The sequence below is a fragment of the Pseudoalteromonas sp. Of11M-6 genome (genome assembly GCF_022347905.1).
In the GTDB taxonomy this organism is placed as follows: domain Bacteria; phylum Pseudomonadota; class Gammaproteobacteria; order Enterobacterales; family Alteromonadaceae; genus Pseudoalteromonas.
Genome location: NZ_JAKRFW010000001.1, coordinates 158,112 through 171,097, shown reverse-complemented (window position 1 = coordinate 171,097; position 12,986 = coordinate 158,112). Strand labels below are relative to the sequence as shown.

Here is a 12,986-nt window from a genome sequence, read left to right as displayed (position 1 = left end):
TTTCGATTTTAGCCTAAGGGTGCAGAGTGAAATATGTGTTTGTGATATCTACAACACAGGAAGTTAGTGCAGAAGCTCAACTCAGTCTAAATCCAAAATAGGGCGAATATTGCACAAACAAATTGATGCTCACATGAAAAAACAACGGTATTTTGATTAAGACACTGTTACATGGTTCCCATAGGTTAGTTTCCGATTACAGCTTAAATTCTCATTTATAAAGATTACCAAAATAACTTGTACCTGAAATGTGTTTTTTGCTAACGTTGCATAGAGGTTGATTAAATTTTGATCTCTTTAAACACATAGAAGGATATTTAAGTGAAAAAAATTATAATATTACTATGTACTTTTTCTGGAAGTGCATTTGCAGTTGGAGTTCCTAGCGGCTGTAAATATGAAGAGAGTACAATACACGAGCTTAATTTACTTGAATTACCAGCTACTATCGAAGCTGGTTGGAACTTGTATCGAGCCCCAAGTTTTTACACGGTCGTAGAATTTCTGAGATCTTTACCCGGTATAAATTCAAGCTCTTCTGCAAAATTATCAGGCCCTACTTATCTTCTACGTAATCAGAGCTACAGATTTAAAACAGATCTAGAGGTAGGTAATCCAAATGACATGCTTCGAGATGTCGCCTACTACAACTCTGAAAGGGGTCGTTTAGGTAATGACCGAAGTAATTGGGACTCAAATTCATACTTTAATCTGGCGTTTAATTCTACATATGGTGCAGGCTTAGTCTGGTCAACAGTGAGTGATGAGTGCTCTGCTAAAGGTGTAATTGTTCAAGATATGCCCAAAATGGAAGCCGTTAAAAATCCGTATGGTGATAAATACGAAGTAAAAATTGATTTTGAATTAGATCAATTCTCTGAAGCTGCTTTGGATCCTAATGTACCTGTAATTGTTGGTGTTACGACAAAAAGTGATTATTTTAGCGGAGGCACTAAGCGCGTAACCAAAGCAATTTACAATGCGGAGAATCAACTTACAGGAAGTGCTGTGGTAAGAATGAGATTTTCGATGGGTGGTGGACCGTATTATGTGGAAGCATTTATGAATGATGGCAATTATGGTCAGACTAAAAAGCTAGGGATGGTTATGGTACCTGGAGAGCCAACTCGTCCACCTAGCTGCCCGACATGTAATAAAAACTGAGTGAAATGACATCTAAATAATAGTAAATGGCTAGCAATTAGCCATTTACTATTTAAAGTGCTTACATTCTAAATGTAAATCCTGCAAAGATGTAACGGCCTAGGATATCGTGGAACCCCGGATAGGTGTTACCATTAGAGAAGGTTGTAGGGCCATCAGGAACGAGCGGTGGCGTGTTGTCAAACACGTTATTGATACCGGCTCTGAATGAGAGGTTTTCAGTTGCGTTCCATGTTGCAGCAATATCAACATAATCTCTTGCACTCAATGGTACTAGTATTGGTGATTTTGATGGGTCAGCCAATTCCGCAGCTGTAGGACGATAGAACTCTTCCACTTCACTCACATAACGATAGGTCGCTGTAATATTCACATCCCATGGAGTTACCCAAGTTGTTTTAAAGTTATAACGCATATCGGGAACTGGGCTTTCGCATACATTTTTATCCCATTTCCCGGCACACTTATCAACAATCCCACCTGGTGCGTTTTGTGTATCAAACTTCTCCATCCATGTACCAATTAGAGAGAATCTTAAAAGACCCATATCCTCAGGTAACGTGTAACGGTATGATGCATCAAAATCAATACCTGAAGTCTCTACACTACCAATGTTGGTATCTGTAGCGGTTACGGCATCTTCTCCTAACCAAAGCGAACCGGTTTTTTCACCACGGTTTATTAGGCCACAGAGCTCTTCGTTATTGTCTATCGCACATTGCTCTACGATATACTGTACTGGGAAAGGTTGAATGGCGTCGTTAACGGTAATATCAAAGTAATCTACAGCGATATCTAAGCCTTCAACAAACTCAGGAGAGTAAAGAATACCAAATGAATAGGTATCAGACTTCTCAGGCTTGAGGTCTGGGTTTCCTGCTTCAATCGCATTGTATTGCCCCGCTGGATTTGAAGAAACAGAACCATATTGGTCTGCTGTAACACCGGTTCTCATACACTGCTCAAGTGTATAAGCTGGATTAGCTCCCGCACAAGGGTCGTCCCAGTTTACTAGGGCAAGTGAAGACGGTCTCGCCAAGTCTTGAATGTTACCGGCACGCACTGCTCGTTGATAGCTTGTACGTAAACCTAAACTATCGTTAATGCGTATATCAAACGCTGCTTTGTAGGTATCTGTTTGTTTATCTGTTGAGTAATCAGAATAGCGATAAGCGAGTTCTAATGTAATGTAATCCGCAAATGAGCTATCTTCAATTAATGGAATATTTAGCTCAGTAAAGAATTCATTTACATCAAACTGGTCTGAAACGGGTTTTCTTGGTCCACCTTGACCTGCGCCATCGTTAGAAATGAAGTTAATGTCCGGATTAAAATCAATAGCTTCTTTGCGGTGTTCCAGACCCAATACAATACCGACGCCTGTTGAAGTACCAGGCACGACTATGCCATATTCAGTTAAGTCCCCAGTGACGAAACCACTGATTTGTTTTGAACGTGTATCACCGCGAGCAAAGAGTGGAATGGTAAGATAATCAATTTGCTCTTGGGTAATATTTGCTGGGTCGAATATATTCCAAGGGATACAGTCGGGATCGCTACCATCAATAACTGACTCACAGACAATCTTGCCATTGTCATCAGTGGTTGCTTTTAAGGCTCTAACAATTTTACGTTTTGATAGGTCGTTTTGGTAGGTTTGTTCATAAGACACATTTCCGTAGTTAAAGAATGCATCATAAGTCCAGTTATCATCAATTTCGCCTCTCATACCTAATACAAAACGGGTAGAGGTGTGTCGTAAATCATCTTGGCGAGGGCCTCCTTCTACGTTTCGTTTTGCGATAAATGCGCCAGATACAACACCATCGACCGCAGGCCCATTGGCACCGCAAAGGACTTCTCGTTGTTTTGCTGAAAGAAGCGGGTTATCACATTTAATATCGACTTCATTGAAGAAAGAACCAGATGGCGCAATTTGTGCCACGGTACGGTTATCCATGTAGTTCAATTCAGCATAAAAGGTATGTTGATCGGTAAAATTGTAATGGCCAAGCAAACCAAATGTTTTACGCTTGTCCGGACGCTGGAAGTAATTAAGTGGGCCAAAGTTATAGACACTATTACCCGTTGGTACTAGATCATCTCCTGCGACTTTAAAGTCATAGCTAGCTTGGTCTGTGATCCTACCGTCAGGTATTGTGCCAGAGCCACGACATATTCTTTGCCCTGGAGCTGAACTCGTTCTGCTACGATTGATATTCATTGAGCAGGCACTAAAATCACGGGAGTCCTGACGGATTTCATCAATTTCACGCCAAGTGAGGTAACCTGTAATATTGCCTTTATCGTTAGCTGAGTTGATACCAAAAATCATAGATATATCATGTGTATCACCGTCAGTAACTGAGGAATCAGGAATGTCGAAGCCTGAGGCAGTTAGCGCTCGTTGCATGTCTTTATGGTCATTTTTATGGTTGTAAACGCTTCCTTGATAGTCGACTTCAAAGCCTTCAAAGTCGTCTTTCATAATAAAGTTTACAACACCAGCAACAGCATCAGAGCCGTATGTTGCAGATGAACCACCGGTTAGCACATCTACGCGCTCAACCAAAGAGGCTGGGATTTGGTTTACGTCGGCACCAACACCCTCAATTCCAGCTGGTGAGCCTGAGGGTAATCGGCGGCCGTTGACTAAAACTAGTGTTCTAGAAGGGCCTAAATTTCGAAGGTCAACGGTTGCTGTACCAGTAGCACCGTTTGCTGTACCTGAAGTCTGATCTGCGAATACCGCAGGCATGTTGTTCAATAGGTCTTCAACTCGGGTAATGCCCGCGATTTCTATATCTTCAGCGGTTACACTCGTCACAGGACTCGCGCCAGTCATTGCTGCTCGCTTGATTCGTGTACCGGTTACTTCAATTCGTTCGACAGTATTCGCTGTTGTGGTGCCTGACTGTTCAGCATAAGCGATGCCAGATACACCCACTGTTAGCGTTGAACAGGCAAGTAAAGACAGCCTAATGTTCGCTGATAGGTTTGAAAGTTTCATCTTATTTCCTTATGTATTTTGTTAGCAGAATAGGAAAATTTCCCTGCAGCATAGAACTTACATTGCATTTACAGAAACTTCAACACTTAGACTGTAAAGTAGCCAGGAGGAGCCGTGGGGTAGGTTTTTATAGCAAAATTATAAAGATATAAGTTGAAATAACCTATTTTTGAGAAATAAAAAGGGTACCTCAAAGGTACCCAGAATAATTACTATTCAGCAATGAATGCCTCGCCTGATTTGATCCACGCTGCAGGTGGCAACCCTTTCAGGTGGTAATCAAAGTACTCTTTCATGCGAATTGAATAGTCCAACTGATTAGGCAGCTTTTTCAGATGGTGAGGTTCACCTTCGTATTGTAAGAAAATGGCATCTTTATCATGTCTTCTTAGGGCTAAGTAGTATTGGATACCTTCTTGCCAAGGAACCGCCCCATCTTTATCACCAAACATGATCAAAATAGGTGTATTTACCTTATCCGCGTAAAATACCGGAGAGTTCTCTATGTATAATTCAGGCGCCTCCGTTAACGGTTGACCGATACGGCTTTGGCCTGTTTCGTACTGGAACTGTCTTGCAAGACCTGATTCTAAACGGATCCCACTGAAAGCAGAGGTCATATTGGATACTGGTGCGCCAGAGACAACCGCTTTAAACATATCCGTCTGTGTGATCATAAATGCACTTTGGTAACCAGCCCAAGAGTGGCCCTGCAAGCCAATTTTATCTGGATCAGCAACACCTCTATCAATAAGCGCTTGCGCTGCATTGAGCATTGTTTGTGTTGCGGAGCGCCCAGGGTGACCAATTTCAAAACGAATATCAGGCAAGAATATCGCATAACCATTTGAGGTATACATCGGCAGGTTTGGTCTGTGGTTTAGCACCATTTTCGGGAAGTCATACATGCGCTGGCTCATATAGCGGTAGAAGTAAATCACCACAGGCACTTTATCACCAGCTTTATAATCAGCAGGTTTGATTAACACGCCTTGAAGATCTTCGCCATCGTAGCCTTTGTACTTCACAAGTTCAGGTTTTTGGCCCCAAGCAAATGTCTGCTGTTGTGGGTTTAAGTCTGTGAGTTTTGACGGGTTATTAAAGCCACTATCTGATATCCAATAATCAGGAAATTCTTGATAAGACTGTCTTGTGAAAATATAAGTGTCCGCCTCTTTGGCTTTTCTCACTACACTATATTTAGCTTCGCCAGACAAAACAGTTTGCAACTTGTTATCTTGTAGGGAAAGCGTTGCAATATGCGTTTGTTTATTTTCGAGGTTGTGCGCACTTAACAGTAAGGTATCGTCTGGGTTAAAGCCTAGTTTGTCCTTATCTTTATACTCAATGCGGTATTGTGTTTGGGTCTTATAGCCGTCGGTTAGCCGAGTTGCTTTTGCTGTTTTGGTATCAAATGCCCAAATATCATATTTACTGTAGACGTAGAGCGTCGAGCCATCGAGTTGCCAACCAGCAAATCCAAACCCTTTATTTGGTTCTGGCTTATCATGTTTATCATCCGCGAATAGTGCGTTTTTAACCGCTTTGCTTACTGGGGTAAGCTGTTGAGTGGATAGCGACTTCAACCAGACTTGTTCACCGTCGAAATAGGCAGCATGTTTACCGTCAGGCGCGACAGTAGGGCGGTTTGAACTTTCTTTAACGATGAGTTGTTTATCACCATTATCGATATCAACGCTGTAGTAGTCGCGATAAAACCCTTTGTACATGATTTGCTTTAGATATGGTGTATCGTCACTGCCCAGCACAAAGTTTGCGTTTGTGTGAAGTGAAATAGAAGGCACCTGAAGGTTTTCAAGCTGTACTACACGCTCGCCATTTACATGGTAAACCGCTTGATAATGTTGATCTCGGCGGCTTTCGTTCCATGTTTTTATTTCTCTAGTTTTGATTTCAGGATCTGCATTGTGCCAAACCTTTAAGCCTTTTTGTTGGCGAATGGTATCGTAATCAAAAAGCGAGCTTTCATCTGTGTATTTGAGTACTTTGGTTTTTTCTTCAAGCTGTGGACGATTTTCAAAAAACAGTCGTGAGCCGTCTTCAGACCATTTGATTGATGCTGTTTTGCCTGAAAACCAACCGCTTGGGTTGTGGATGTCGGTAATTTTATTGCTTGTTGGAGACCATAATTTGAGTTGGTAGTTGCGACGGCGTTTGTCATCGTTGACATAATTACCCAAATAAAAAGCGACTTGTTGTGAGTTAGGTTGCCAAGCAATGTCTCCCAAAGTGACACCTGGCTCATCAATAAGACTCGTGATTTGATTGCTTGCTAAGTCAATAACAGCAACACGGTTTTTACTGCCATCCTCACTGCGCTGATTGACCAGTATCGCGTTACTATTTGGTGCAACTTTGTATGCTGCGATATTGTCATAGCGAGTACTTTCATTGTGAGAAAGGTTCAGCACTACAAGCGTTAAGGCGTCATCACCCTTATCTGCACTGATTTTGAGTTCATCAGTTTGCTCGTCTGTATTCGCTTTTGCGTCTGACTTTTTGTCGCCTTTTTTTGCATCCTCACGATACACCAGCCACAGGCCATCATCTGAAAGTTGATAATCTTTAACTGAGCTAAAAGTTTGTTGTGCTTTGGTTGTGGTGTTCACCAACACTAAGTTGTTCTTTAGCGTTTTTTTCTTCTTTTTATCTGCAGTTTCTTTTTCAAGTAGGGTAGGGCGTTGGGTAAAACCAACCCATTGAGCGCCTTTATTGATAACTGGATTTGTACCACGGGGAACTGATGCAATCAGTGCTTTATTGTCGAGAGAATACACTTGGCCTTCGCTGTCACCACGGTAAGGCTTTGCACTTAGGCCGAGGAATGTACCTTGTTCGGAGATTACTGTACCTTGTGGGTAACGAAAATCAAAAACGTCTTTAAATTCAAGGCTGGGTTTAGCTGCTAAGCTGCTTACACTAAAAAGTGCCGCACTTAGAAGAGAGAGTTTTAGAGTCATATCTAGAGCATTTTAGTCTTTATTTATTGTGTTTTTATCACTTTTAACAGTGAAACTAAAATGCTCTGCGGTGTGCGGATGTATTTAAGCGGCTAGCCGCAGGTGTTTAAAGCCAGATTTTCTCAAGCTCAACCCACTGTTTATCGAATTGCGCGGTTGGTTTTGCTTTAAAGTCACTTCTTACAAACTGGTTCATCTTACCTTCAACAAAAGCTAAGAATAAGTTAGCCAGTACACTTTCTTCACTCGTGAATGCCTTACCTTCTCGCAGCTTGCGCTCTCTTAAAACTTGTTTGAATTGTGTCTCAAGCTTTTCAAATAAGCTTTGAACTCGTTCACGTAAACGTTCTTGCTCACCTTGTAGTGCATCTCCCGTTAAGATACGTGTGATGCCAGGATTTTTCTCTGCAAAGGCTAGGAGTAGAGTAAGAATGTTGTAGATCCGGTTACGAGTTTCTTTTTCGTTTTCTAGAATTAAATTAATGCGTGACAGCAACGTATCTTCGATGAACTCAATAAGCCCCTCAAACATTCTCGCTTTACTTGGAAAGTGACGATAAAGCGCAGCTTCTGAAACCCCGACTTCAGCAGCGAGTTTAGCTGTGGTGATACGTTGTCCTGGGCTGGTTTCCAACATTTGTGCGAGTGATTGAAGAATTTGCTCTTTGCGATTACTACGTTTTGTCGCTGGCATGAAATTTCCCTTATTTTTCTAATTGTTATATTATTTTTGTCGGGTTTATTAAGCACAGAGAGTGATGCGCAGAAGTGCAAACCCCGACTTGTTTACACATTATCGGGGTATCATGTTAATGTTTTATTCAGTTTCTTTCCAGTCTTTTACATGAAGGTTATTTTATCTTTTCGGCAATAGCTTGCATGACAGTAAGTGCTAACTCTTTTTTGCTAGAGTGAGGGAGTTCAAGTCGGTCTTTTTTCCAATATAGGGTCAATGTGTTGTTATCAGAATTAAAACCACCTGTGCTATCCGATACATCATTCGCACAGATCATATCCAACCCTTTATTGACCAATTTTCCTTGCGCATATTCGGCGACATTCTGCGTCTCAGCGGCAAAGCCAACGGTATAAGGACGAGACTGTTTTAGTGCTGCGACAGTGGCGATAATATCGGGGTTTTTGACCAGTGTAAGTGTGATTTCATCGCCTTGCTTTTTAATCTTTTGCTCGGCAACGGTGGCTGCACGGTAATCAGCGACCGCAGCGCAGCCGATAAAAATATCCGATTGTACGGCATATTCGAGTGCAGCTTGTTGCATCTGCTCAGCACTTTCTACATCAATTCGAGTAATTCCTGTGGGGGTATTCAGTGAAACCGGGCCTGCGATCAGATTTACGCTTGCACCTAAAGCCTTTGCCGCCTCAGCAAGGCTAAAGCCCATTTTTCCTGAACTGTGGTTAGTAATAAAGCGCACCGGATCTAATGCTTCGCGTGTCGGTCCTGCAGTAATAGTTACCGTTTTTCCTGCTAATACTTGCTCAGTAGGGCGAAGTGCAGCTAAACACAGTTGCACCAACTCATGGGGTTCAAGCATGCGTCCTGCGCCTACATCTCCGCAGGCTTGCTCGCCTTTACCGGGTCCCCAGATTTGGACATGGCGTGATGCAAGGGTATTGAGGTTTGCTTGAGTCGATAGATGTGCATACATCTGTTGATTCATTGCCGGCGCTACGGCAACAGGCGCGGGCGTTGCGAGCAGTAATGTGGTCAGTAAATCATCCGCAATACCCGCCGCCATTTTGGCGAGGATATTCGAGGTCGCAGGAGCAACCAGTACTAGGTCTGCCCATTTTGCAAATTCGATATGCCCCATTGACGCTTCTGCTTGTGGGTCAAGCAAAGAGTCAGAAACGATTTCACCAGAGACCGCCTGCATTGTCAGTGGCGTGATAAAGTGCTTAGCAGACTCAGTCATCACCACTTTGACATCTATTTGCTGTTCTTTTAGGCGGCGAACGAGTTCTGCGCATTTGTAAGCAGCGATACCACCGCTGATCCCAAGTAAGAGGCGTTTATTTCTTTGCATGTTTGTTTTATACGATCACAGTATCAATAAACTAAAGATATCACAGTCGGTGATAATTTTTGAATTCTCACTTTTTGGTAGCTACACTTTGGATGCCATGGAGGCAAACACATAAAAGGAAAAATTATGCAAATATCAGCCTTACCCAAATCCGCACGGCCAAGAGAAAAGTTAATAGAGCAAGGCCCTGAGGCATTATCAAATGCCGAGTTATTGGCTATCTTTTTACGCACTGGGATCAAAGGGTTAAATGCCATAGAGCTTGCCGAATCCCTGTTACAAGAACAGCAAACGTTACAGCGTTTATTCAATGCCTCATTAGAAGAGTTTTCAGCGTTAAAAGGCTTAGGCGTTGCCAAATACACTCAGTTACAGGCCGTTTTGGAGTTAAGCCGGCGTTATCTAAAAGAAGAGTGCTTAAGAGAAACGGTATTTCAAAACCCGACAGCGGTACGTGACTATTTGAGTGCTCAACTACGGGGGCTTGGGCATGAAGTGTTTATGGTGCTGTATCTAGACAACCAAAATCGCCTGATAAAAGATGAAGTGTTGTTTCACGGCACAATTAACGCGGCTTCGGTTTATCCAAGAGAAGTAGTAAAGGCGGCACTAAAATACCACTGTGCAGCCGTGATTTTTGCCCATAACCACCCATCGGGTGTAGCAGAGCCCAGCGAAGCGGATAAACTCATCACGAAAAAATTGCAGCAAGGCTTGGCACTGGTCGATATTAATGTACTTGACCATTTAATCGTCGCCGGAAGTCATTGTATTTCGTTTGCCGAACGAGGACTGATTTAAGCTGAGTTGCTGTTTTATCAGGTGGGTTTCGCTTTCTCAAGTTGTCCTTTTGAATTGAGCAAAATGGAATGGAGCTTGATCACTCAGCTTTTACTCGAAGTGTGAGGTAGCTGGTGGAGTGTTGCAGCCCAAATATACGTATAAGCACGAAAATTAAACAGTGAAAATTACGATGTAGAAAGGGCCAAAAAAGAAATTTGCTCGTTAAATCAGCATATTTGTATAAATTTTATAAATTAGTTCAATTTAAATGCAGTTTTTACTTTCCTAGTGGGCTTCGGATCATTATAATTGGCCGCTATCAAATTTACCCATGAGCTGATTTCAGTAGGATCAGATCCTTGATCTCTGCCTGTAGATACTGTATAAAGAGCGCCCTTTGATTTTACCTAGGGCACGCAGTTAAAAGGCCTTTAAGGGAAAATTAAGCTCGAGCGAAGTTATTGGAGATACATAGACATGTCTAAAGTCTGTCAAGTTACAGGTAAGCGCCCAGTGGTTGGTAACCACCGTTCGCACGCGCGCAACGCTACTAAGCGTCGCTTCCTACCTAACCTACAAACACACCGTTTTTGGGTTGAAAGCGAAAAGCGTTTCGTTTCTCTACGCACTACTACTAAAGGTATGCGTATTATCGATAAAAAAGGCATCGACGCGGTATTAGTAGATATCCGTGCTCGCGGCGAAAAAATTTAAGGAGCTTAAATCATGCGTGATAAGATCCGTTTAGTTTCAACTGCTGGTACTGGTTATTTCTACACTACCGACAAGAACAAGCGTAACATGCCTGAAAAAATGGAGATCAAAAAGTTCGACCCTAAGGTTCGTAAACACGTGATCTTCAAAGAAGCGAAAATCAAGTAATTCGTTTCAAGAATCAATAAAAACCCAGCCTCGGCTGGGTTTTTTGTGTTTGTACTTTAATTTTTTACGGCTAATTGCCAAAGCTCTCCACTTGGTTGCTTCAGCTCACTGAAAACCACATCGCCGTTTTGCAATATATCAAACTGCCCAATAAATCGTTGTGGCGGGGTGAAATACAACTTTTCTTGTTTAGTCTTCAGGTCAAATCGCCAAATACTTTTGTCTTTTTCATAGTAAAGCGCATTATCTCTGAGCCGCCAATTCAGCCAATTTCTCACCGGTACATCCGTCACAACTACAGACTCTTGCCCGTCTTCCAGTTGCCAAATTCCGGGCTGTGTAAACTTGGTAAAATACAACACATTATTAAGCTTGTAGCCGCTGTAGCCACCTTGTGTTGTAAGTTGCTGATGTTGGTTTGTTATTAGATTTAGAGACCATAACTGCCAACTACCAGAGCGTTCACTGCTGTAAATGATTTCATTGTTATCTTGGCTGTAATTGGCAACGTAAGGCTTAAGCTCAGTACCTATAAGTTGCATTGTTTTTTGACTGTTGATAGCAAACTGGTAAATGGCGTCTTGATATTCAAAAAGTATTTTAGAAGCGTCATTGTTGAGTTGATAACGTTGAAAGTTAAAAATGTGAGGCAAGTGAACTTGAGTGTGTTGTTGTGTTTCAGTGTTGATAGACCATAAAGCGGAATGCGCGCCGTGATCCGAAATATACCAAACTTGCGGCATTTGATTTGCGCGAGGTAAGCGATTCAACGCCTGATTATCAACAAGTGGTGAAAAGGTTTGCTCCGATACGTCGAAAAGGTGAATTAGGCTAGTTAACTTATATTGATTAAAGAGCAGGGTCTCATTGTTATCTCGTAATACTAGGCTTTCGATTGGTGCTGTGAGCTTGTGAAGCAGTTTTACTTTGCTCGATTTTATATCAGCGCGATAAATGCTGCTGCCTGCGCTAAAGTAAATAGATTGCCCGCTAGCAGACCAAGTCAGTGCCGTGAGATTATAAGGTAACTTAACGGTGCTCTTAACTGACATGCTTGGGTAATCGTACACCGTCAGTTCGTGCTTATCTTCTCCAAGATAGCGTGCGGCGGCGAGTTGGTCTTTAGTTGTGGATAAGCTAAATAGGTGGTCGCCCCTGAGGTTTCCTGAGATTGGAGGAAGCGTTAACTGGATATGCTGCTTTGTATTCAAGTCGAAACGGTAAAGGCCGTATCCACTATGTATATTTGTGCGTTTTCGATAAATGATTTCGTGCGGATTTGCGCCCCATATTAGTTTAATGTTTTCGATAGGCTGGCAAGAGAATAGCGTCGTGTGCCGTGCCTGCGCGATATCAAATTGTTTTACGGTACAGCCATTATCATCGTCAATATAGGCGATGTGTTTGGCGTCTGAGCTTAAGGCTTGTGTGCTGATGTTGCCAGAAAACAGCTTTCTATTTTGCTTGCTGTGATTGAGCCATAACTCCGATTGCTGAGTGTCGGTAGGATGCAGGTAACTAAAGCTTTTATATTGAGGCGCGCTACTTAACTGTAGCTCGATACCGCTCTGGCTCGTTAATTTTTGTGGTAGGAGTGGTTCGTTATTTTGCGCTGGCTGCATGAACTGATAGGCAATAAACGCACATACGCTGGTAATAAGTAGAGAAACACCCAAAAGTGGCGCGATCCGGGAGCTGCTCTTACTTATTGTTGCCGGAGTATGACTTGTGACTGCGGGAATCAGTCGGTATCCAAGGGTAGGGATAGTCTCTATATACTCAGTTTTACCATCTAATTTATTCATATACTGGCGCAATGTCGACACGGCTTTATTGATTGCGCTTTCTGTGACTACGCGACCTTGCCACACTTCTGCAATGAGCTTATCGCGCGAAACAACATTACCATTTGCTGCAATTAAGGTTTGTAGCAATAAGTATGGCTTAGGCTCAAGTCTGATGGAGTCTGTGCTACTCGTCAGCGTTCGATTAACAGTATCAAACCGAATGGCTGCAATCTCATAGCGCATTTATTATCCCTTTGATTATATTGTTTATATTTATTGGTAAGGAATTCCTCACAACGATTTCATGTGAATTCGTCGCGCTCTTTTTCAA

General features: G+C 42.4%; 9 protein-coding genes. 4 read left to right on the top strand and 5 right to left on the bottom strand.

Features of this window, described 5'->3' with window-relative positions:
* The first annotated feature begins 321 nt into the window (after positions 1-321).
* Positions 322-1,164, top strand: coding sequence for a hypothetical protein (locus tag MHN32_RS00690; protein ID WP_010605896.1), 843 nt, complete (start codon positions 322-324; stop codon positions 1,162-1,164).
* A gap of 61 nt (positions 1,165-1,225) precedes the next feature.
* Here the strand turns inward: MHN32_RS00690 and MHN32_RS00685 are convergent, their stop codons facing one another.
* The 4 genes from MHN32_RS00685 to coaBC all read right to left on the bottom strand — a co-directional run bounded on the left by MHN32_RS00685 (position 1,226) and on the right by coaBC (position 9,203).
* Positions 1,226-4,174, bottom strand: coding sequence for a TonB-dependent receptor (locus MHN32_RS00685; RefSeq protein ID WP_010605895.1), 2,949 nt, complete (start codon positions 4,172-4,174; stop codon positions 1,226-1,228).
* A 212-nt stretch (positions 4,175-4,386) separates the two neighbouring features.
* Positions 4,387-7,155, bottom strand: a complete 2,769-nt coding sequence (locus MHN32_RS00680) for a prolyl oligopeptidase family serine peptidase (RefSeq protein WP_239420636.1) — start codon at positions 7,153-7,155, stop codon at positions 4,387-4,389.
* A gap of 106 nt (positions 7,156-7,261) precedes the next feature.
* Positions 7,262-7,849, bottom strand: coding sequence for a nucleoid occlusion factor SlmA (gene slmA, locus MHN32_RS00675; RefSeq protein WP_010376740.1), 588 nt, complete (start codon positions 7,847-7,849; stop codon positions 7,262-7,264).
* A gap of 157 nt (positions 7,850-8,006) precedes the next feature.
* Positions 8,007-9,203 (bottom strand): bifunctional phosphopantothenoylcysteine decarboxylase/phosphopantothenate--cysteine ligase CoaBC, encoded by a 1,197-nt coding sequence (gene coaBC / locus MHN32_RS00670; RefSeq protein WP_010605892.1) that lies wholly within the window; start codon positions 9,201-9,203, stop codon positions 8,007-8,009.
* 126 nt (positions 9,204-9,329) lie between these two features.
* On the opposite strand from coaBC, the gene radC reads away from it, so the two are divergent.
* From radC to rpmG, 3 genes are all read left to right on the top strand, one after another.
* Positions 9,330-10,004, top strand: coding sequence for a DNA repair protein RadC (radC, locus tag MHN32_RS00665; protein ID WP_010605891.1), 675 nt, complete (start codon positions 9,330-9,332; stop codon positions 10,002-10,004).
* 459 nt (positions 10,005-10,463) lie between these two features.
* A complete protein-coding gene (gene rpmB, locus MHN32_RS00660; RefSeq protein WP_010605890.1) occupies positions 10,464-10,700 on the top strand; it encodes a 50S ribosomal protein L28 in 237 nt (78 codons plus the stop codon).
* A 12-nt stretch (positions 10,701-10,712) separates the two neighbouring features.
* A complete protein-coding gene (gene rpmG / locus MHN32_RS00655; protein ID WP_010364212.1) occupies positions 10,713-10,868 on the top strand; it encodes a 50S ribosomal protein L33 in 156 nt (51 codons plus the stop codon).
* Between the two features lie 56 nt (positions 10,869-10,924).
* Here the strand turns inward: rpmG and MHN32_RS00650 are convergent, their stop codons facing one another.
* On the bottom strand, positions 10,925-12,898 hold the full coding sequence (locus tag MHN32_RS00650) for a winged helix-turn-helix domain-containing protein (protein ID WP_239420635.1): 1,974 nt from the start codon (positions 12,896-12,898) through the stop codon (positions 10,925-10,927).
* Between the last annotated feature and the right edge of the window lie 88 nt (positions 12,899-12,986).

What these genes read in the sequence shown, in the direction of transcription:
- slmA (WP_010376740.1), bottom strand. Translation starts at nt 7,849, where the DNA reads ATGCCAGCGACAAAACGTAGTAATCGCAAAGAGCAAATTCTTCAATCA.
- MHN32_RS00680 (WP_239420636.1), bottom strand. Translation starts at nt 7,155, where the DNA reads ATGACTCTAAAACTCTCTCTTCTAAGTGCGGCACTTTTTAGTGTAAGC.
- coaBC (WP_010605892.1), bottom strand. Translation starts at nt 9,203, where the DNA reads ATGCAAAGAAATAAACGCCTCTTACTTGGGATCAGCGGTGGTATCGCT.
- MHN32_RS00650 (WP_239420635.1), bottom strand. Translation starts at nt 12,898, where the DNA reads ATGCGCTATGAGATTGCAGCCATTCGGTTTGATACTGTTAATCGAACG.
- radC (WP_010605891.1), top strand. Translation starts at nt 9,330, where the DNA reads ATGCAAATATCAGCCTTACCCAAATCCGCACGGCCAAGAGAAAAGTTA.
- rpmB (WP_010605890.1), top strand. Translation starts at nt 10,464, where the DNA reads ATGTCTAAAGTCTGTCAAGTTACAGGTAAGCGCCCAGTGGTTGGTAAC.
- rpmG (WP_010364212.1), top strand. Translation starts at nt 10,713, where the DNA reads ATGCGTGATAAGATCCGTTTAGTTTCAACTGCTGGTACTGGTTATTTC.
- MHN32_RS00685 (WP_010605895.1), bottom strand. Translation starts at nt 4,174, where the DNA reads ATGAAACTTTCAAACCTATCAGCGAACATTAGGCTGTCTTTACTTGCC.